This is a genomic window from Erythrobacter sp., assembly GCF_030066995.1.
GTDB lineage: Bacteria > Pseudomonadota > Alphaproteobacteria > Sphingomonadales > Sphingomonadaceae > Erythrobacter.
In genome coordinates this window covers 855,223-874,071 of record NZ_JASJAP010000001.1, presented here as the reverse complement: position 1 = coordinate 874,071, position 18,849 = coordinate 855,223, and the positions used below count along the sequence as shown (strand labels likewise).

Genomic DNA, 18,849 nt, shown 5'->3' with positions numbered 1-18,849 from the left:
CTATGGATTTTCCGCGCAAACCTCAATTCCCGTTCGCGTTGCGCTTGTCGAAGCGTTGCACTTTCTTCTACGGCGCTGGGCCAGCAAAAATCGCCCACGTTACGACGCTCAGACCGAGCGGCGCCGGGCTCAGGAGAATTGCATGAGACCGTCCAACCGCGCTCCCGACGAAATGCGCGCGATTACAATCGAAACCGGCTTCACCAAGCACGCTGAAGGTTCGTGCCTCATCAGCTTCGGCGACACGCGCGTCTTGTGCACCGCGAGCGTTGAAGAACGCATTCCGCCGTGGCTGCGCGGCAAGGGCGAAGGCTGGGTGACGGGTGAGTATTCCATGCTCCCGCGCGCCACGCACACACGCAGCAGCCGCGAGGCGGCGCGCGGCAAGCAGTCGGGGCGCACGCAGGAGATCCAGCGCCTGATCGGTCGCTCCTTGCGCGCGGTGGTGGACCTTCAGAAGCTGGGCGAGCGCCAGATCACGCTCGATTGCGACGTCATACAGGCCGATGGCGGCACGCGCACAGCCGCGATTTCCGGCGCGTGGATTGCGCTGAGGCTCGCGGTGCGCGACCTCATCAAGGCCGGAGAGATCAAGGAGGATCCGATCACCGGGCAAGTCGCCGCGATTTCCTGCGGGATCTATCAGGGCACGCCAGTGCTGGACCTCGATTACGACGAAGACAGCTCGGCGGACGCCGATGCGAACTTCGTGCTGATCGATGGCGGCCAGATCGCCGAGGTTCAGGCCACCGCAGAAGGCGCAACCTACGACGAGGAAGGCCTCCTGCGCCTCCTGCGCCTGGCGCGCATGGGGTGCGACCAAATTTTTGCCGCGCAGATCGACGCGACGAAATGACCCGAAAACTCTCCGGCGGTTCGCTCGTCATCGCGACGCACAATTCGGGCAAGCTGAAGGAGATTTCGGCGTTGCTTGAGCCTTACGGTCTCAAATGCCTCTCTGCCGGGGCGCTGGGTCTGCCCGAGCCGCCGGAAACGGGCACAACCTTCGTCGAGAACGCTTTGATCAAGGCGCGCGCGGCGGCCGAAGCCTCGCAACTGCCCGCGCTCGCCGATGACAGCGGGCTTAGCGTCGATGCGCTGGGCGGGCGGCCCGGGGTCTACACCGCCGACTGGGCTCAGCGTCAATGGTTCGAAGGCGAGCCGGGGCGCGACTGGTACATGGCGATGGGCAAGGTTGAGGGGATGCTCCAGCAATTGGGGTCCGACATCGACCGCTCGGCTGCCTTTCACTGCGTGCTGGCGATCGCGTGGCCCGATGGGGAGCACGCAACCTATGAGGGCCGATGCCCCGGCGCGCTGACATGGCCACCGCGCGGCGCGCTTGGCTTTGGCTATGATCCGGTGTTTGTGCCCTCAAGCCGCGCGGGCGAGGAGACCTTCGCCGAGATTGACCCGCAGGAAAAACACCGCATCAGCCACCGCGCCGACGCGTTTGCAAAACTGGTCGCCGATCAATTCGGCGCTTGATCAGCGTTTGGCGACCTTGGCCATGGGCGCCAGCGTCTCGCCGATGAGGTTTCCGGCGGGCCAGTATCGGCACACCAGCACATCGTACCTCTTCCCGGTCGCGATGGCGCAACCGATCTCACGCGTTTCGGGCCACACGATCTGCGTGTAGTGCCCCACATCGCTCCAGCGCCCGGTGCGCGACACCTGCGGGAAGCGGCCCGGCACAAAATCGGCCTGCTCATCCACAAAACTGCCGATCATCTGCGCGGGTGCATAATGGCCGCGCGTGCCCATCCACAGATTCTCGCCGGTTCCGCCGCGCTGCTCGCGTGAGGAGTGGCGCAGGTGCCCCCGGCGCGCGAGGGTGCGCGCCCAGCCCTCGGCTTCATTGGCGAGCTTCGCGTTCCAGACCACCGGAGCGCTGCCGAATTCGGCGCGCGCCGCGTTGTGCTCGTTCAGCCAGATGCGCTCTTTGGACGTATGAGAGGTGCTGGCAACGGCCAGCGAGGCCGAACCCAGGATCAACGCGCAACCAAGGCTTCCCAAGCCTGCAAGCACAGTGAGAGAATTGCGCATCGCCATGTCCGAAAGCTTGACTCCACCAGCTTAAGAAAGGCTGAAAGGCCCTCATGGCACGCGCGCTCTACGTTCACTGGCCCTTTTGCGCCAAGAAGTGCCCTTATTGCGATTTCAATTCGCATGTGCGCGAGACGGTCGATGTCGAGGCGTGGCGGGCGGCGCTTCTCGCCGATATGCGCGCCGAGGCTGAAGCGGCGGGCGGCGAGACATTGCGCTCGATCTTCTTTGGCGGCGGCACGCCTTCGCTGATGCCACCGGCGCTCGCCAGTGAATTGATCGATGAGGCCCAGCGCTTGTGGGGCTTTGCGCCGGGTATCGAGATCACCCTGGAGGCCAATCCATCCTCGGTCGAAGCGGCGAATTTTGCCGATCTGGCGCGCGCCGGGATCAACCGCGTGTCGCTGGGTGTGCAGTCGCTGGAGGACGAAGCTCTGCGCTGGCTGGGGCGCCTTCATGGAGCGCAAGAGGCGCTGAACGCCCTTGAAACCGCGCAGGCGCGCTTTCAGCGGGTGAGTTTCGACCTGATCTACGCTTTGCCCGGCCAGACGGCGCGGCAGTGGGAGGCGCAGCTGGACCGCGCGCTGAGCCTTGGGACAACTCACCTCTCGCTCTACCAGCTGACCATTGAGCCCGGCACGCGCTTTGCGACCGATGTTCGGCGCGGCGTGTTCGAACCGCTGGACGATGATGAGGCGGCAGAGCTGTATGGGCTTACGCAAGAGCGTACCGCCGCCGCTAGCCTGCCTGCTTACGAGATCAGCAACCACGCCGCGCCCGGTGAGGAAAGCCGCCACAACCTCACCTATTGGCGCTATCAGGATTACGCCGGGATTGGCCCCGGCGCGCATGGTCGGCGCGGCGGGTTTGCGACCGAACGGCACAAGAAGCCGGAAAACTACCTCAAGGCCGTCAATGAGCGCGGGCACGGGATCGCGGTGCAGAGCCAGCTGACGAGCGAAGCCCAGATTTCCGAGGCGCTGCTGATGGGGCTGCGCCTGGTTGCGGGGATCGATCTTGCCGGGCTTGAAGCGCGGTTTGGCCGGGCGCGCTGGGCGATGGTGAGCCGCGAGGCGGTGGAGAGGTACCAGGCGCTGGGCCTTGTGTGGCAACGCGATGATCGCCTCGGCGTCGAACGCGAAGGCATGGGCGTTCTCAACTCGCTCATCGCCGAGCTGGTGGGCGATGAGTTGGTGAGCGGATGAGCGCAGCCGACCTTCTGGAGGCGTGGCGCGATCACCTGACCCACGCCAGGCGCCGCAGCCCGCACACGGTGCGCGCGTATATGGCGGCGGCGCAGCGGATTATTGCCCGCCATGACCTCGCCGACTGGGACGCCGCCGCGCGGATCGAAGCGCACGATCTACGCCGCCACCTCGCCGCGCGCCGGGCCGAAGGGCTCGGCAACGCGAGCGCGGCGCGCGAATTGTCGGCGCTCAAGGCTTTTGTCCGGTTTGCGCGCGAACAAGCGGGCGATCCCGATCCCGCCGCGCCGCGCCTTCGCGGCCCGCGCCTGAAGAAGGGCCTGCCCCGCCCCGTCACGCCCGACGAAGCCGTCAACATCACCGATCTGGTCGATGGTCTGGCGGGCGACGATTGGGTTGGCGCGCGCGACCGGACGGTGCTGCTGTTGATGTACGGCTCGGGCCTGCGCATTGCCGAAGCGCTCTCGCTGACGGGCCGTGACGCGCCTTTGGCAGAGACGCTGAGCGTCACTGGCAAAGGCGGCAAACAGCGCATCGTGCCGATCCTGCCGATCACGCGGAAAGCGGTGGCCGAGTATGCGAGCGCCTGCCCCTTCGACCTTGAGCCGGAAGCTCCCCTCTTTCGAGGCGTCAAAGGCGGGCCGCTCTCGCCCGGCATGGTGCAAAAGGCGATGGCAAACGCGCGCAAGGCGCTCGGCCTGCCCGACACCGCAACCCCGCACGCGCTGCGGCACTCTTTCGCAACGCACCTGCTGGGAGCGGGAGCGGATTTACGAAGTTTGCAGGAATTGCTGGGCCACGCCTCGCTGGGTTCAACGCAGATCTACACCAAGGTGGACGCGGCGAAGATGCTCGAAGATTACCGCGCGGCGCATCCTCGGGCGAAGAAGGGTTCACTATGAGTCGCAGATTGAAGAAAATGCTTTCGAGCATTGTGCTTGTCAGTGTTGCTGCTGTTTTCGGACCCGTTCTGATCGCTGCTGTTGCAACGCTCATCTCAATCAACTTGCCGCCCAATCCCGTGCAGGTCCGGACTGAAGCTCAAAAACTCGTGAGCGCTTATCGAGACGAAGAGAAGAACAAATTTGTTCTTTATAGCTCAATCCCTCCGCCTGACGGGGCCGAGTGTGGCTATGAGCCAGCTCAGCTTTTCCCTGGAGATCAACTCATGGAGTCCGCCAAGGAAGGGCGATTTACGCATTATTGGGGGTACTTCATTCTGGATGACTGGCGCAGTGATTTCGAATGGGAGTCTTTCAACAATCGCATCGCAGAAGAGCTCGATGAAAACGGCAGCCAATTTCAGCTAGGCTTTTTGCGGCGCTGCATCAATTTCACATTGGCACGCCCTGTCTGCATGTCCCAAGTTGAGGACTTGGTAAGAGCGACGGCCGAGCGGGTTCCGAGAAGTTTTGGGGGAACCGAATCAATACATCGCGGCACCGTGAACGATGTGGTTTGCCTTTACGCTGATGGGGTGGCGGCCAGAATTGGCATTCCGCTGCAATCCAAGAGCGACAATTAACTTTTGATCGGTGGTCTACACTAGGCTCAGGACTCATTGATCACAGCCAGTAGCAGACGGTTGCTGCGATACAGATGGCGGACATGAAGGTGTGTGCGCATCGGTCATAGCGCGTTGCGACGCGTCGCCAGTCCTTGATACGAGCGAAGACATTCTCGATTTTGTGGCGCTTGCGGTAGAGTTGCCTGTCGTAGGGCAGCGGCACCTTGCGATGGCGCACAGGCGGGATGCACGGAACGATACCGCGCTCGGTCAGAGCGTTACGGAAGCGGTCGCTATCATAGCCTCTGTCACCGATCAGGACCTTGGCCTGGGGCAGGTTGGGTAGCAGCATGCTTGCCCCCTTGTGGTCGCTCATCTGGCCTTCGGTAAGGAGCAGGATGATCGGCCTGCCCAGTCCATCGCAAACAGCGTGGAGCTTCGAGTTCAACCCACCCTTGGTGCGCCCGATACGTCTGGGAAGAGCCCCCCTTTTAAGAGGCTTGCCGCCGTGCGGTGCGCTTTGAGATGGGTTGCATCGATCATGATCGCATCGGGCTCCCCGGCTTCGCCCGCCAGCTCGGCGAAGATGCGGTTGAACACGCCCATCTTGCTCCAGCGGATGAAGCGGTTGTAGATCGTCTTGTGCGGACCATAGCCCTTGGGGGCATCGCGCCACATAAGCCCGTGCTTGATGACATAGACAATCCCCGACACGATCCGCCGGTCATCGACCCTGGGAATGCCATGCGACAGCGGGAAATACGGCTCAATCCGGCGCATCTGCGCCTCACTCAGCAAAAACGGTACATCCATCAACAGCGCCTCCTCAACACCGCCCTTGAATCAGCCAATCATCCCTCATGCAAGCAATTTAATAGGTCCTGAGCCTAGCTCAAACGCCCCTCAATCGCGTCCCAGATCATCCCTGCCAGGTCCGTCCCATCAAACTCCGAGATCGCCACAATTCCCGTGGGTGAGGTCACGTTGATCTCCGTCAGGTACTTCCCGCCGATCACATCGATGCCAACGAAGGTCAGGCCTAGGCGCTTCAGGTTTGGGCCCATTGCTTCGCAGATTTCCCGCTCGCGGTCTGTCAGCCCTGTGGGCTCCGCGCTGCCGCCCATGGCGAGGTTTGAGCGAAACTCACCTTCGCCCGGAATCCGGTTGATCGCGCCTGCAATCTCTCCATCGATCACGACGATGCGTTTGTCGCCCTCGGTCACTTCTGGAAGGAAGGGCTGGACCATGTGCGGTTCGGGCCAGGTCTGGTTGAACACTTCGAGCAATGCGGTGAGGTTGTCGCCATCCGCCGGAATGCGGAAGATCGCCTTGCCGCCATTGCCGTGGATGGGCTTCACCACCACCGCGCCGTGCTCAGCCATAAACGCGCGCACTTCATCGACCGAACGGGTGACGAGCGTGGGCGGCATGAAGCGGCGGTAGTCGAGCACCATCACCTTTTCCGGCGCGTTCCTTACGCTGACCGGATCGTTGACCACCAGCGTTTCGCCCGCGATCCGCTCCAACAGGTGCGTCGCGGTGATGTAGCCCATGTGGAAGGGCGGATCCTGCCGCATCAGGACAACATCGATATCCTTGCCCAGATCAAGGCGGACGGCTTCGCCCTTCTCGAAATGGTCGCCCTGAACCTTGCGCACCTTTACAGGGTATCCTTGCGCGTAAAGCCGATCATCGGCGTCGAGCGTCAGGCTTTCGACGTGATACTCGAACACTTCGTGCCCGCGCTCTTGTGCGGCCAGCATCAGCGCGAAAGAGCTGTCGCCCTTGATATTCACGCTTTCAATGGGGTCCATCTGGACGGCTATCTTGAGAGCCACATCCTCAACTCCGTTCGCCCTGAGCCTGTCGAAGGGCCGTACTTCAATTTTTTCGACGCACAAGAGAAAGTGCGGTGCTTCGACAGGCTCAGCACGAACGGGTGACTAACGGATGGACTAAGGCATCCAGGCGTTCTCGATGTGACGCGGGACACTGCCGGGCGCAAGCAGGATTACATCGATCCGCATGTCCTCGCCATTGGCCGCGTATTCGTGGCCGACCGCCTCCACCGCCGCCGCGACGCGGGCCAGCCGCCGTTCATCGATCGCGGTCGCCAGGTCCGCCGCGCGGCTACGCCATTTCACTTCGATAAAGGCCACAAGGCCGGGCTTGCGCGCGATCAGGTCGATCTCGCCAAGCTTGGTTTTGACGCGCTCGCCAAGGACCTCCCACCCCTGTTGGGTTAGCCAGCGCGCGGCCTCGGCCTCGCCCTCGCGCCCGCGCTTGTCCGCCATGACGCGCTTTTCGCTCATGAGCGCTTGAGCTCCTCCTTGATGGCGACGGCGCGCGCGTAGAGCGTCTGTCGGTCGAGCCCCGTCGCCTTGGAGACGCGGGCGGCGGCCTTGCTGACGGGCAGTTCGCCCAGCGCCTCGCGCAGCAGAGCGTCCGGGTCCTCATCCGGCGCGGCGGGCCAAGGTGGCGCCACGAGCAGGACGATTTCCCCTTTGGCCGGGCGCTCGCTGTAGTGCGCGGCCAAATCCGCCGCCGCGCCCGTGCGGCATTCCTCGTGCAGCTTGGTCAGCTCACGCGCTACAGCGACATCGCGGTCCGGCCACAGCTCAGCCAGCGCTTCAAGGGAGCGCACCAGCCTTGGCCCGGTTTCATAGAAGACAAGCGTCGCTGGCACGCTCGCCAGTTCCGCGAGCGCATCACGCCGGGCCTTGTCCTTCGCGGGCAGAAATCCGGCGAACAGAAACCGATCGTTGGGAAGCCCGGAGAGCGTGAGGCCGGTGATCGCCGCGCACGCGCCGGGGATCGAGGTCACGGCCACAACGCTGTCGCGCGCTTCGCGGACAAGGCGATAGCCCGGATCTGAGATGAGCGGCGTGCCCGCGTCGCTGACCAGAGCGACCGGCTCTTGCGCGGCCCGCTCCAACAACCGCGCGCGCGCCGCGTCCGAGGCGTGATCGTCATAGCGCTGCATGCGCGTCTCGATCCCCAGATGGGCCAGCAACCGCCCCGTCACGCGCGTGTCTTCGCACGCGATCACCGCGCAGCGGCGCAGAGTGTCGATGGCGCGCAACGTAATATCGCCGAGATTGCCAATCGGCGTTGCGACAATGTAGAGGCCCGGCTCAAGCAATGCGGACAGGTCTGATTCACGCGGCGTCGTCACGATTGCCCCTGTGAAGCAGGCAAGAGGGGTCTTCAAGAATGAAGCGGTTTTTCGAGAGTGTTTCCTCAGGGGTGAGCGCGGTGTTTTCGCGCCGCAATCTGGCTTTGGCGGGCGCGGCGGCTCTGGTGGCCGGATGTTCGGTCATTCCCAAGACCGAGACCGTGTCAACGCCCACTGCACCGCCCACGCCTCAGCCGACCCCGACCGCGCTTCCAACCGATGCGACGCGCCACCGCGTGGCCCTGCTGGTACCGATGACCGGCAAGACCAGCGAAGTGGGACAGGCGCTCGCCAACGCGACCACAATGGCGCTGCTCGACACCAACGCCAACAATCTGCGGATCACGACCTACGACACCGGGAGCGGCGCGAGCGAGGCGGCGCGTCAGGCGATTGTCGATGGCAACAAGCTGATCCTGGGACCCCTGCTCGCCGCCAACGTGCCCGCCGTGCAGGCTCAGGCCCGTCCGGCGTCGGTTCCCGCGATTGCCTTTTCGAACGACACCGAGGTCGCCAGCCCCGATGTCTTCCTGATGGGGCACGTGCCCGAACAATCGATTACCCGCACGGTCGAGTTCGCCCGCTCGCGTGGCTCGAACGCTTTTGCCGCCCTGATGCCTGAGGGCGATTACGGCGATCGTTCCTTCTCCGCGCTTCGAAACGCGCTCGCGGCCTATGGCGGCAATCTGGTCGCGCGCGAGACCTATTCGCGCGGCAACACCTCGATCGTCAGCGCAGCGCAGCGCCTGCGCACCGATGGCGGCTACGACACGGTTCTGGTGGCCGATGGCGCGCGCCTGGCGATCCGCGCGGCCAGCGAACTGAAGCGCGACGGCGCGGAGGGCACGCGCATCCTTGGGACCGAATTGTGGAGCGGCGAAGGGGAGATTACCCGCGCGCCCAATCTGGAAGGGGCGGTCTTTTCGGCTGTGTCCGATGGTCGTTTCAAGCGCTTTTCCGACAGCTACGAAGCGCGCTTTGGCGCCAAGCCCTACCGCATCGCCACGCTGGGGTACGATTCGGTGCTGCTGACCCTTCGCATTGCGCGCGATTGGCCCGTGGGCAGCGCCTTTCCGACAAGCCGTCTTTATGATGAAGGCGGCTTTCTGGGCGTTGACGGACCGTTCCGCTTTGGCCGCGACGGCGTCGCCGAACGCGCGCTGGAAGTGCGTCAGGTGAGCGGTGGCAAGGTGAGCCAGGTAGACCCGGCTCCCTCCAGCTTCGGGGAATAACCGCGCATACGTGCGCTGCGCGTCTTGTGAGGCCTCACCGAGCGCGCCTATATCGCGAAGCATGTCTGACGACCTCTTCGAGAACACCCCGACCTCCAGCGGCGATTACGACAGCTCCTCTATCGAGGTGCTCGAAGGCCTTGAACCGGTGCGCCGCCGCCCCGGCATGTATATCGGCGGCACCGATGACCGCGCCTTGCATCACCTCGCGGCCGAAGTGCTCGACAATTCCATGGACGAAGCCGTCGCGGGGCATGCGAACCGGATCGAGGTGCGCCTGGAGGAAGGCAATCGCCTGAGCGTCTCGGATAACGGGCGCGGCATCCCGGTCGATGAGCATCCCAAATATCCGGGCAAGTCGACGCTCGAAGTGATCCTTTCAACGCTCCATTCCGGCGGCAAGTTCTCCGGGAAAGCCTATGCGACCAGCGGCGGTCTGCACGGCGTTGGCGTCAGCGTCGTCAACGCGCTGTCCTCGCACACCCGCGTCGAGGTGGCGCGCGACAAACAGCTCTACGCGCAGGAATTTTCCAAGGGCCACACGCTCGGCCCGATAGAGATCGTGGGCGCGGCGCCCAATCGCCGGGGAACCACCGTCACCTTCACTCCCGACACCGAGATCTTCGCAGAGCGCGCGTTCAAGCCCGCCCGGCTGTTCAAGCTCGCGCGGTCCAAGGCCTATCTGTTCGCGGGCGTCGAAATCCGCTGGAAATGCGCCGAGAGCCTCGCCAGCGAAGACGTGCCCACCGAAGCGGTCTTCAAGTTTCCCGGCGGCCTTGCCGATCACCTCAAGGAACAGATCGGCGCGCGCGAATGCGTCACGGCGTTGCCGTTTACCGGATCACAGGACTTTCCCGATGACGAGGCTGGCACCTCTCAAGGCCGTGTCGAGTGGGCGATCGCCTGGCCGCTTTATTCCGATGGCTCGACCAGCTGGTATTGCAACACCGTGCCGACGCCCGATGGCGGGACGCACGAACAGGGCGTGCGCGCGGCGCTCACCAAGGGGTTGCGCGCGTTCGGTGAGCTCACCGGCACGAAGAAGGCGAAGGATATCACCGCCGACGATGTGATGACCGGCTGCGAAGTCATGCTCAGCGTCTTCATCCGCGATCCGCAATTTCAGTCGCAGACCAAGGACCGCCTGACCTCGCCCGAAGCCTCTCGTCTGGTCGAGAACGCGGTGCGCGACCACTTCGACCACTTCCTCACCGACGATATGGAGCGCGGAAAAGCGCTGCTTGGCGAGGTTATGGAGCGGATGGAGGAGCGCCTTAAGCGCAAGCAGGAACGCGAAATCAAGCGCAAGACCGCAACCAACGCGAAGAAGCTGCGCCTGCCCGGCAAGCTCACCGATTGTTCGGGCGAAGGGGACCGCGAAACCGAGCTCTTCATCGTCGAAGGGGATTCAGCCGGCGGCAGCGCGAAACAGGCGCGCGACCGCAAGACCCAGGCGATCCTGCCGATCCGGGGCAAGATCCTCAACGTCGCCAGCGCGACCGCCGACAAGATCCGCGCCAACAGCGAGATCGCCGACCTCGCTCTCGCGCTCGGCTGCGGCACGCGCAAGGATTGCGACGCGGAGAACCTGCGCTACGACCGGGTCATCATCATGACCGACGCCGACGTCGACGGCGCGCATATCGCAACGCTTTTGATGACGTTCTTCTTCCAGGAAATGCCCGACGTGGTGCGCAAGGGGCACCTGTTCCTCGCCAAGCCGCCGCTCTACCGCCTGACGGCGGGCAAAGAGAGCCGCTACGCCAGCGACGATGCGCACCGCGCCGAGCTGGAAGCGACGGTTTTCAAGGGCAAGAAGGTTGACGTTGCGCGCTTCAAGGGTCTGGGCGAAATGAACCCCGCGCAGCTGCGCGAGACGACGATGAACCCCGACACCCGCTCGCTGATCCGGATTACCCTGCCCGCCGAGTTCCAGGAACGCGCCGGCGTCAAGGAACTGGTCGATCAGCTCATGGGCAAGAACCCCGAACACCGTTTCAACTTCATCCAGAACCGCGCGGGCGAAATGGACCGCGACATGATAGATGCGTGAGAAAGACGGGGCGACGCCCCGCTATCCAGATCCGCGCGAAGAAGACATCATGGCGGGCGACCGGCGCCTGTCGCGCCCGGACGCTTCGGTGCCCGATTGGGAGGTGCCCGACACTTCCTATCGCCCGATCCCGATTGTATGGTTCACCGGGGCGTTTCTGCTGCATCTGATGGCGGTGCTTGCGATCCTGACGGCGCTTGGCCTGACGGGTCTTGTCACGCCCTGGCTGGCTGTCCCGGCGGCAGCGATTGCTGCGGGGGCCATCGGCGCGTGGACATGGGAGCGCGGAATGCGCGATGCGGGCGCAGGTTGGAAGGTTTCGACCGCGCTGTTCCTTGCGTTTAACACCCTGTTCGCGCTCGCTGCCTCAGCCTGACGCACACACTGTCCCACCTCTCGCGTCCCCTTGCGCAGCGTTCGAGCGGTCCCTATCGCTGCTCGCCAGCACATATATCCGTTTCAAAGGACCACTCATGACCGACCAGACCCGTTTCGAAGGCACCAGCAACTACGTCGCGACCGAAGACCTCAAGGTTGCGGTCAACGCCGCTGTAACCCTTCGCCGCCCGCTGCTGGTCAAGGGCGAACCGGGCACCGGAAAGACGGTGCTGGCGCATGAGATATCCAAGGCGATCGGTGCGCCGCTGATCGAGTGGAACATCAAATCCTCGACCAAGGCGCAGCAGGGCCTGTATGAATACGACGCGGTGGCGCGTCTGCGCGACGGCCAGCTCGGCGATGAGCGCGTCCACGACATCTCGAACTACATTAAGAAGGGCAAATTGTGGGAGGCCTTCACCGCGGACCAGTTGCCCGTGCTGCTGATCGACGAAATCGACAAAGCCGATATCGAGTTTCCCAACGATCTGCTGCAGGAGCTCGATCGCATGAGCTTCGACGTTTACGAGACGCAGGAGCGGATCGAAGCCAAAGAGCGCCCGATCGTCGTCATCACCTCGAACAACGAGAAGGAGCTGCCCGACGCCTTCCTGCGCCGGTGCTTCTTCCACTACATCAAATTCCCCGATCGCGAGACGATGCAGGAGATCATCGACGTCCACTTCCCCGACATCCAGAAGGTGCTGGTGAAAAAGGCGATGGATATCTTCTACGAACTGCGCGAAGTGCCGGGTCTGAAGAAGAAGCCCTCGACCAGCGAACTGCTCGATTGGCTGAAGCTGTTGCTGCACGAAGACATGCCCTTGGAAGTGCTGCAGGACGCCAACCCCAACAGCGCTATCCCGCCCTTGCACGGCGCGCTCCTCAAGAACGAACAGGACGTGATGCTGTTCGAGCGCCTCGCCTTCATGGCGCGCCGCAATCCGAGCTGATGCGCACCCCGTTGGCGGGTCGGGTCATATCCGCGACCCGTCCAGCGAATAGGCGAACTTGAGGTCGCCCCAGCGCTCGCCCTTGATGCGGATCGGCACGTAGACGCTGCGCACGACGGTGTAGCCGCCGGCTTGCGTGGGCTGGCGGAAGACGGAGAGACGGCAGGGGGCCTCGCTCTGGAGCGCGGCGCGGTCGGCATCGTCCATCAGGATACGTCCGTTGCGGCAAAAGCGCGTGTCGTGCTCCAGATCGCCTGTGGGTTTCTGGCAGAAACGCTCGATATGCGTGGGCATGAAGCCGTTCACATCGGCGCACACGGTCGCGAGCGCCTCATCGATGCTGTCGGTGGAGCGGTCGAAAACCGGTTTCCACACGCTCGTCGCAAAATCGGTGATGCCTGAGGTGAAGCGTTCGGGTGCCGAGCCCGCGATCCGTTTGTAATCCTTGTCAAACACCGCGCCTTGCGAGATTTCCCCGGAGTCTATCGCCGTTTCGGTCGCCTCCATGATCTCGCGCGCCACGTCCATCGCGTGGTGCGCCATCGCTTCATCGCGGGGCGAAAGGCCAGCCTGCACCAGGCCGTCGAACATGTCGTTCGCGATGCCCTCAAGACTGACCGCCTCGCTCTGCGCCTCGGCGAGTTGATGTTCGTTGTCCCGCGTCACCTCGTCGTAGCGCACCAGCACGTCCTGCACCGCGTGAACGTGGCCGCTGATGGTTCCCGTCGAACGGGCGATCACATCGTTCTGCTTGTCGACCTCTTCGACAAGGCCGCTGACGCTGTCCATGGTTTCCTCGATCCGCGCCACCGAAGCCTTCGCCTGAGCGCTCGCCTCGCTGCCCGCTTCGATCCGGGTGATCACCTGCGTCGCCTCGTCGCCAAGCGAGGCAAGGGTCTGGGCGATTTCCTCCGTCGCCTTGCGCGTGTCGTTGGCGAGGCTCTTCACCTCGCTTGCAACGACCGCAAAAGTGCGCCCGGCTTCTCCTGCGCGCATCGCCTCGATCGTGGCGTTAAGCGCAAGGATATTGGTCGTCTCGGCGATCTCGTCGATATCGCGTGCGCTGCGCTGCACCTGATCCATCGCCGCTGCAAAGGTCGTGACGTGCTGGCCGAGCGTGTCCACCATCTCGAGCAGGTCGTTGATCTGGCCAAGCGAGCTCTGGATGAGCGCGGCCCCCTCGCCCAGGCGCTCGATAGCGCGTTCGGACAAGAGGCGCGCTTCGTCGCTGGCTTCGGCGACCTTGGACTGGTCGGCCTCCAGCGCAGCAACAGTGCCCTGCAACGCGTCGTGTTCGGCGCGCAGAGCTGCGGACGATTTGATCACCGCTTCGACAACGCCCGCGACCTGGCTGCAGCCGACCGTGACCGCGCCGCAGCTTTCGGGGATTTTCTCCAAGACGCCCGTGTCGCTGGTGTCGATTGTGAATGGCTTCATGAATGCGCGCCCCTGTTCCGCGCTCGCAGTGGAAAGCGCGTTGTTTGCATCGCGGTAACTCAGGATGGTTAACGAAGGTTTAGGCGGCAACGCCGATGTCGGCGAGGGGCTAGCGCCGCTCGTCTCGGCGGGCTAAGCCCACGCCCATGTTCTTCAACTTTACAGACGAGCTGCGCAGCGCCGGCATTGGTGCGAGCTTCAAGGAGCACCTCACGCTGCTGGAGGCGCTCGACAAGGACGTGATCGAGCAGACGCCCGAGGCGTTCTACTATCTCAGCCGCGCGACCTTCGTGAAGGATGAAGGGCTGCTCGACCGGTTCGATCAGGTGTTTCACAAGGTCTTCAAGGGCGTGATGTCCGATTATGGCCAGAACCCGGTGGAAATTCCGGAGGACTGGCTGAAGGCGGTGGCCGAGAAATTCCTCTCGCCCGAGGAGATGGCCGAGATCGAGAAGATCGGCGACTGGGACGAGCTGATGGAGAAGCTCAAAGAGCGCCTGGCCGAACAGGAAAAGCGCCATGAGGGCGGGAACAAATGGATCGGTACGGGCGGCACATCGCCGTTCGGAAATTCGGGCTACAATCCCGGAGGCGTGCGGATCGGCGGCGAAAGCAGGCACAAGCGCGCGGTGAAGGTCTGGGAAAAGCGCGAGTTCAAGAACCTCGACAACACCAAGGAACTGGGCACGCGCAACATCAAGATGGCGCTGCGCCGCCTGCGCCGTTTCGCGCGCGAGGGAAACCCGGACCAGCTCGATCTGGATGCGACGATCGAAGGCACGGCCAAGCAGGGCTGGCTCGACATTCACATGCGGCCCGAGCGCCGCAACGCGGTGAAGCTGCTGCTTTTCCTCGACGTGGGCGGGTCAATGGACCCGTTCATCAAGCTGGTCGAGGAACTGTTCAGCGCGGCGACGGCGGAGTTCAAGAACCTGGAATTCTTCTACTTCCACAACTGCCTTTACGAAGGCGTGTGGAAGGACAACAAGCGCCGCTGGCAGGAGCGGACCAAAACGTGGGACGTGCTCCACAAATACGGTCACGATTACAAGGTTGTGTTCGTCGGCGATGCGGCGATGAGCCCGTATGAGATCACGCACGCCGGCGGCAGCGTCGAACACATGAACGAAGAAGCGGGGGCCACGTGGATGCAGCGCGTGACCAACACCTATCCGGCGACGGTCTGGCTCAACCCCGTGCCCGAAAAGCAATGGGGCTATTCGCAGAGCACCAAGATGCTCAAGCAGTTGGTCGATGACCGCATGTACCCGCTCACTCTGGAAGGGCTTGATGAAGCGATGCGGGAGCTGAGCCGCAAGCAGGGGCATTGAGCGAGATATCGCTCCCCGAGGGGATCGAGCTAGACGATCCTCGGCCTATTGCGGCCTCCGCGCCCTACACTTTCTTTATGCCGCATCCCGATGAGTTGGCAGCGCTAAGGCCTGGTGACGGTATCCAGGCGATCTTTCGGCAGCTTGAAGGTGCTCAAACTTACGACGCGGAACGCATGTGGGTTTTAATTGAGCGGATGGATGATGGCTGGGTCTATGGGAAGCTCGACAACGAACCTGTCGGCATGGACCGATTCAAGCTTGGTGATCCCGTGGTCGTTCCGCTCACACATGCAATTTCTACCGCTTTCTCAAAAGACAATCCACGACCCGAAAGGCCGCCGGTGCGTGAGTATTGGGACCGTTGTTTTGTCGACGATTGCGTTGTCGAAGGCCGCTGCCACGCCGATTACCTCTACCGCGAAGAACCCGACATGACCCGTGAGGGCGACAAATACCAAGACAGCGGTTGGCGAATTCGCGGCACCGATGAAGCGATAGCAGACGACAAGGCGCGCAGTCTTGATCCCGTCTACATCGCGCTTGGAAAAGTGCTGAACCAAGATGATCGTTGGCTTCACCTGATTGATCGCGAGATCGGTGTCGCCTTCCAATGGGACCGCGAGGCTCAGGATTATATTGAGCTGGAATGAGCTTGGGGGCGACGGCACTCGCACCAAGATCAACGATCTGATAAGGGTGACCTGAGCGAAGGAGGCAATCATGCGCGCTGTCTTGATCCCTGTTCTGGCCTTTGCCTGCATGGGCGCGAGTGACGAGGCTGGGGTCGAGATCCCGCAGCCGGATGAATCGGCGCTGTTTGGTGAGTATCAAGAGAAGCTGGAGGCTCTGAAGAAGCGCAATCTTGCCGCCGAACCGAACGAGGGTTCGCTCACGCGCTTGCTCCAGCGCTCAGCGTGCCGCGATCGCCTGGAACGCGCGCAAGAAGACGCGCAGAAGCCCTTGCTAGTGCAACCGCGTCCGCTGCTGCGCCGCGGTCCCGATACGCCCGAGCAGCCACCGCTGGCGATCTACGCGGTGGACCGGCGCGAGAACGGCTGCGGAATGATGGTGATGATGGGCAATCCGGAAGATGTGCGACCGGTTCCTGTATTCAACGCTGAAGATCACCGGCTGATGCCCGCGAATGCTGACCCAGAGGACTGATCAATAAAGCAAATGCCCCTGCACCGTCTGGCTCCACAGCGCTTCGTCTTGCGCAGCGGCGGTGTCGAGATCGCCCGGCGCTGAGCCTGCGTCATCGACCCATTCGCGCAAACCCGGCCCGCCATTGATCACGTCGATCGCGAGCCGGTCGAGCTCGTACTCATAGGGAAAATCGCGCCACAGATCGTAATCGGGATAGAGCGTGCGGATCGCCTTGAATGCGAGCGCCTGCATGCGCCACGGGCGGAAAAGGTTGTGCCCGTATTCCGGCCCTTCTGCGTGCATCATCAAGGCGTTGCACAGCTTTCCTGAGTGTTTGTGGAACGTGGCCTCGAACCAGCATTCGCGCACCGTCACGCCGCTGCACCATTCGGGCGCGATTTGCTTCATCAGCTTCCACACGCCCTTGGCGTCCACATCGGGCGCGCCGAACAGAACCTCCAGAGGGCGCGTTGTTCCCCTGCCCTCGGAGAGCGTCGTGCCTTCGAGCATCACCGTACCTGCATAGCAGCGCGCCATGTTGAGGCTCGCGGCGTTGGGCGACGGGTTGATCCAGATGCGATCCTGAGGCCAGCCATACCCGCTCGCGACCGCGCCCGAAGGCTCGTCCGGCTGCCAGCCTTCCATCGCCACCACGCGGTAATCGACGTCGAGCGCGAAATGCTCGACGAACCAGTGCCCCATCTCGCCCAGCGTAAGGCCATGGCGCATCGGCATGGGAGCCGCGCCCACAAAGCTCTCCTGCCCCGGCACCAGCATCGTTCCCTCCACCGGGCGTCCGGCGGGATTGGGGCGGTCGAGCGCCCACACCGATTTGCCCGCTTTTGCCGCTTCCTCAAGCAGATAGAGCAGCGTGGTGACAAAGGTGTAGATGCGGCAGCCAAGGTCTTGCAGGTCAAAGAGAAAGACATCCGCGCTGGACATCATCTGCCCCGTGGGGCGGCGTACCTCGCCATACAGCGAGAACACCGGAATGCCGTATTGCGCGTCGGTCTCATCGGCGGTTTCGACCATATTGTCCTGCTTGTCGCCCTTCAGCCCGTGCTGCGGGCCAAACGCGCTGGTGATGTTGACCCCGGCGTCCATCAACGCATCAAGGCTGTGGGTCAGGTCTTGCGTCACGCTGGCGGGATGCGCGACGAGCGCGGCGCGCTTGCCCTTGAGCTCTTCGAGCATGGCCGGGTCGGCGAGGAGGCGGTCGATACCGAATTTCACAGATGAGGTCATGGAAGCCGGGTTGGAACACGCCGCGCGCAAAGGCAAGCGCGGGCTTGGAACCGAACCCGCCTTGCGCTGGTTTTAAAGGTATGGATTACACCGCTCTCACAGCCGCGCTCCTATACGGTGTTGGCCTCAACATCGCTGGCGGCCTGCTCACCGATGTGGGCGAGTGGTACCACAAGCTTGAAAAACCTTGGTTTCAGCCTCCGGGATGGGCGTTTGCCCCGGCCTGGACGATCATTCTGGGTCTGGCTGGCTGGGCGCTCTATATCGGGCTGACCCAGGCGGAAACCTCCGGCCAGTTCACCGCGGTCGCGGTCGCCTTCGGGATCAACGCCCTGCTGCACTTCTTGTGGTCGCCGCTGTTCTTCACCTTCAAGCGCCCGGACTGGTCGCTGATGGAGAATTGGGCTCTGATCGCCTCGACCATCGCGCTGGCGTTCGCCCTGGCGCCGATTTCAAGCTTCGCGGCCTGGTTGATCCTGCCCTATATCGTGTGGACGTGCTTTGCGCAGGCGATCAACTGGGAAGTGGTCAAGCTCAACGGTCCGTTCGGTCCAGCGGCTAACAAGCCCTCCTAGCGCTCGACGATCAGTTGCCGACACGCCTCGGAATGAAACTCGGGCGGTCCGGGCGGAAAGGCGAGCGCCCAATACTGCAAGGCGCCATCCGCGTGTTCGACAATGGCGTTGAGGGCGACCTGAGCGGGTGTGGGCAATTGCGCGGCAACGCTGGCGCTTAACACCAGCTCCCCGGCCCCATCGCTCTCGCGGTGCGAGCAGGAGAGTGAAATGGCGTCGACCGGCGCATCGCGCATGCCTTCACGGAAGCTGTCAAAGTCGTAACTCGCCCAGCGCCCCGAGGGCGATAGGTTGAATTCGACATAGCCGGGCTGTCCGATCGGCTGCCAGAAGATCTCGAAACAGGTCGTCTTCCACAGATTGTCGGTGCGAGCGGCGGGCGCGGGCTCGGGCACCTTGATGCCCGAAACGCGGCCATCGAGGCGAAACTCAGCCTCGCAGCCCGTGTCGGTGGGCGTAATCGCCGCGGTGACCGCACGGATCGGTCCGAGATCGCAGGTTCGATGGAGCATGAGCGGGTGCATGGCCCCCGCGCTATTGCCGAGCGTGCGCGCGCGAGCAAG

At 63.2% G+C, this 18,849-nt stretch carries 21 protein-coding genes; 13 read left to right on the top strand and 8 right to left on the bottom strand.

The annotated features are described in order from the left end of the window. Positions 1-142 precede the first annotated feature (142 nt). Complete coding sequence (gene rph, locus QNI87_RS04180; protein WP_300594394.1) at positions 143-856, top strand: ribonuclease PH; 714 nt, start codon at positions 143-145, stop codon at positions 854-856. Next, on the top strand, positions 853-1,488 hold the full coding sequence (gene rdgB, locus QNI87_RS04175) for an RdgB/HAM1 family non-canonical purine NTP pyrophosphatase (RefSeq protein ID WP_300594392.1): 636 nt from the start codon (positions 853-855) through the stop codon (positions 1,486-1,488). The genes rph and rdgB overlap by 4 nt, the downstream gene beginning before the upstream one ends. On the opposite strand, the gene QNI87_RS04170 is transcribed toward rdgB, so the two are convergent. Then, positions 1,489-2,052 carry a CAP domain-containing protein gene (locus tag QNI87_RS04170; RefSeq protein ID WP_300594390.1) on the bottom strand — a complete coding sequence of 188 codons (564 nt, stop codon included), beginning with the start codon at positions 2,050-2,052 and terminating at the stop codon, positions 1,489-1,491. It abuts the gene before it with no gap. A gap of 47 nt (positions 2,053-2,099) precedes the next feature. Between QNI87_RS04170 and hemW the strand changes: the two genes are divergently transcribed. Genes hemW through QNI87_RS04155 form a run of 3 tightly spaced genes read left to right on the top strand, consistent with a single transcriptional unit; the run spans position 2,100 to position 4,776 of the window. Next, a complete protein-coding gene (gene hemW / locus QNI87_RS04165) occupies positions 2,100-3,251 on the top strand; it encodes a radical SAM family heme chaperone HemW (RefSeq protein ID WP_300594387.1) in 1,152 nt (383 codons plus the stop codon). After that, positions 3,248-4,153, top strand: coding sequence for a tyrosine recombinase XerC (locus tag QNI87_RS04160; protein WP_300594384.1), 906 nt, complete (start codon positions 3,248-3,250; stop codon positions 4,151-4,153). The genes hemW and QNI87_RS04160 overlap by 4 nt, the downstream gene beginning before the upstream one ends. A gap of 8 nt (positions 4,154-4,161) precedes the next feature. Then, positions 4,162-4,776 carry a hypothetical protein gene (locus QNI87_RS04155; protein ID WP_300594382.1) on the top strand — a complete coding sequence of 205 codons (615 nt, stop codon included), beginning with the start codon at positions 4,162-4,164 and terminating at the stop codon, positions 4,774-4,776. 40 nt (positions 4,777-4,816) lie between these two features. On the opposite strand, the gene QNI87_RS04150 is transcribed toward QNI87_RS04155, so the two are convergent. The 4 genes from QNI87_RS04150 to rsmI form a co-directional block, all read right to left on the bottom strand. After that, positions 4,817-5,571, bottom strand: a protein-coding gene (locus QNI87_RS04150) for an IS5 family transposase (protein WP_300594379.1) whose coding sequence is annotated in 2 segments (ribosomal slippage) — positions 4,817-5,253 and positions 5,253-5,571 — 756 coding nt in all. Because the reading frame shifts where the segments join, the coding sequence is not laid out codon by codon here. Between the two features lie 74 nt (positions 5,572-5,645). Continuing rightward, positions 5,646-6,596 (bottom strand): glutathione synthase, encoded by a 951-nt coding sequence (gene gshB / locus QNI87_RS04145; protein WP_300594376.1) that lies wholly within the window; start codon positions 6,594-6,596, stop codon positions 5,646-5,648. Between the two features lie 117 nt (positions 6,597-6,713). Further along, positions 6,714-7,070, bottom strand: a complete 357-nt coding sequence (locus QNI87_RS04140; protein WP_300594373.1) for a YraN family protein — start codon at positions 7,068-7,070, stop codon at positions 6,714-6,716. Further along, on the bottom strand, positions 7,067-7,933 hold the full coding sequence (gene rsmI, locus QNI87_RS04135) for a 16S rRNA (cytidine(1402)-2'-O)-methyltransferase (protein ID WP_300594369.1): 867 nt from the start codon (positions 7,931-7,933) through the stop codon (positions 7,067-7,069). The genes QNI87_RS04140 and rsmI overlap by 4 nt, the downstream gene beginning before the upstream one ends. Before the next feature lie 38 nt (positions 7,934-7,971). On the opposite strand from rsmI, the gene QNI87_RS04130 reads away from it, so the two are divergent. The 4 genes from QNI87_RS04130 (at position 7,972) to QNI87_RS04115 (ending at position 12,549) form a co-directional block, all read left to right on the top strand. After that, on the top strand, positions 7,972-9,165 hold the full coding sequence (locus tag QNI87_RS04130; protein WP_300594366.1) for a penicillin-binding protein activator: 1,194 nt from the start codon (positions 7,972-7,974) through the stop codon (positions 9,163-9,165). 61 nt (positions 9,166-9,226) lie between these two features. Continuing rightward, entirely contained in the window at positions 9,227-11,218 is a 1,992-nt protein-coding gene (gene parE / locus QNI87_RS04125) for a DNA topoisomerase IV subunit B (protein ID WP_300594363.1), read from the top strand. Then, positions 11,211-11,594, top strand: a complete 384-nt coding sequence (locus tag QNI87_RS04120; protein WP_300594360.1) for a hypothetical protein — start codon at positions 11,211-11,213, stop codon at positions 11,592-11,594. The genes parE and QNI87_RS04120 overlap by 8 nt, the downstream gene beginning before the upstream one ends. A gap of 97 nt (positions 11,595-11,691) precedes the next feature. Continuing rightward, complete coding sequence (locus QNI87_RS04115) at positions 11,692-12,549, top strand: MoxR family ATPase (protein WP_300594357.1); 858 nt, start codon at positions 11,692-11,694, stop codon at positions 12,547-12,549. 24 nt (positions 12,550-12,573) lie between these two features. Here the strand turns inward: QNI87_RS04115 and QNI87_RS04110 are convergent, their stop codons facing one another. Beyond that, positions 12,574-13,986, bottom strand: coding sequence for a methyl-accepting chemotaxis protein (locus QNI87_RS04110; protein WP_300594354.1), 1,413 nt, complete (start codon positions 13,984-13,986; stop codon positions 12,574-12,576). A 146-nt stretch (positions 13,987-14,132) separates the two neighbouring features. Between QNI87_RS04110 and QNI87_RS04105 the strand changes: the two genes are divergently transcribed. The 3 genes from QNI87_RS04105 to QNI87_RS04095 all read left to right on the top strand — a co-directional run bounded on the left by QNI87_RS04105 (position 14,133) and on the right by QNI87_RS04095 (position 16,484). Further along, positions 14,133-15,317, top strand: a complete 1,185-nt coding sequence (locus QNI87_RS04105; protein ID WP_300594352.1) for a VWA domain-containing protein — start codon at positions 14,133-14,135, stop codon at positions 15,315-15,317. A 77-nt stretch (positions 15,318-15,394) separates the two neighbouring features. Then, positions 15,395-15,970, top strand: a complete 576-nt coding sequence (locus tag QNI87_RS04100) for a DUF2185 domain-containing protein (protein ID WP_300594348.1) — start codon at positions 15,395-15,397, stop codon at positions 15,968-15,970. Positions 15,971-16,040: 70 nt separating this feature from the next. After that, the gene (locus tag QNI87_RS04095; protein ID WP_300594345.1) at positions 16,041-16,484 is read left to right on the top strand and encodes a hypothetical protein; all 444 of its coding nucleotides are present in this window, start codon (positions 16,041-16,043) and stop codon (positions 16,482-16,484) included. On the opposite strand, the gene QNI87_RS04090 is transcribed toward QNI87_RS04095, so the two are convergent. Next, the gene (locus tag QNI87_RS04090; protein ID WP_300595303.1) at positions 16,485-17,699 is read right to left on the bottom strand and encodes a DUF1343 domain-containing protein; all 1,215 of its coding nucleotides are present in this window, start codon (positions 17,697-17,699) and stop codon (positions 16,485-16,487) included. Positions 17,700-17,791: 92 nt separating this feature from the next. On the opposite strand from QNI87_RS04090, the gene QNI87_RS04085 reads away from it, so the two are divergent. After that, positions 17,792-18,286: a TspO/MBR family protein gene (locus QNI87_RS04085; protein ID WP_300594342.1), complete on the top strand. Its 495-nt coding sequence runs from the start codon at positions 17,792-17,794 to the stop codon at positions 18,284-18,286. On the opposite strand, the gene QNI87_RS04080 is transcribed toward QNI87_RS04085, so the two are convergent. Continuing rightward, positions 18,283-18,810 (bottom strand): hypothetical protein, encoded by a 528-nt coding sequence (locus tag QNI87_RS04080; protein ID WP_300594339.1) that lies wholly within the window; start codon positions 18,808-18,810, stop codon positions 18,283-18,285. The two genes, QNI87_RS04085 and QNI87_RS04080, sit on opposite strands and share 4 nt — an antisense overlap. Positions 18,811-18,849 lie beyond the last annotated feature (39 nt).

Excerpts from the sequence above, each read along its gene's own strand:
- QNI87_RS04170 (WP_300594390.1), bottom strand. The coding sequence starts at position 2,052 with ATGGCGATGCGCAATTCTCTCACTGTGCTTGCAGGCTTGGGAAGCCTT.
- QNI87_RS04080 (WP_300594339.1), bottom strand. The coding sequence starts at position 18,810 with ATGCACCCGCTCATGCTCCATCGAACCTGCGATCTCGGACCGATCCGT.
- QNI87_RS04085 (WP_300594342.1), top strand. The coding sequence starts at position 17,792 with ATGGATTACACCGCTCTCACAGCCGCGCTCCTATACGGTGTTGGCCTC.
- QNI87_RS04100 (WP_300594348.1), top strand. The coding sequence starts at position 15,395 with ATGCCGCATCCCGATGAGTTGGCAGCGCTAAGGCCTGGTGACGGTATC.
- QNI87_RS04120 (WP_300594360.1), top strand. The coding sequence starts at position 11,211 with ATGCGTGAGAAAGACGGGGCGACGCCCCGCTATCCAGATCCGCGCGAA.
- parE (WP_300594363.1), top strand. The coding sequence starts at position 9,227 with ATGTCTGACGACCTCTTCGAGAACACCCCGACCTCCAGCGGCGATTAC.
- QNI87_RS04130 (WP_300594366.1), top strand. The coding sequence starts at position 7,972 with ATGAAGCGGTTTTTCGAGAGTGTTTCCTCAGGGGTGAGCGCGGTGTTT.
- QNI87_RS04095 (WP_300594345.1), top strand. The coding sequence starts at position 16,041 with ATGCGCGCTGTCTTGATCCCTGTTCTGGCCTTTGCCTGCATGGGCGCG.
- rdgB (WP_300594392.1), top strand. The coding sequence starts at position 853 with ATGACCCGAAAACTCTCCGGCGGTTCGCTCGTCATCGCGACGCACAAT.
- QNI87_RS04140 (WP_300594373.1), bottom strand. The coding sequence starts at position 7,070 with ATGAGCGAAAAGCGCGTCATGGCGGACAAGCGCGGGCGCGAGGGCGAG.
- QNI87_RS04110 (WP_300594354.1), bottom strand. The coding sequence starts at position 13,986 with ATGAAGCCATTCACAATCGACACCAGCGACACGGGCGTCTTGGAGAAA.
- rph (WP_300594394.1), top strand. The coding sequence starts at position 143 with ATGAGACCGTCCAACCGCGCTCCCGACGAAATGCGCGCGATTACAATC.
- QNI87_RS04105 (WP_300594352.1), top strand. The coding sequence starts at position 14,133 with ATGTTCTTCAACTTTACAGACGAGCTGCGCAGCGCCGGCATTGGTGCG.
- QNI87_RS04160 (WP_300594384.1), top strand. The coding sequence starts at position 3,248 with ATGAGCGCAGCCGACCTTCTGGAGGCGTGGCGCGATCACCTGACCCAC.
- hemW (WP_300594387.1), top strand. The coding sequence starts at position 2,100 with ATGGCACGCGCGCTCTACGTTCACTGGCCCTTTTGCGCCAAGAAGTGC.
- QNI87_RS04115 (WP_300594357.1), top strand. The coding sequence starts at position 11,692 with ATGACCGACCAGACCCGTTTCGAAGGCACCAGCAACTACGTCGCGACC.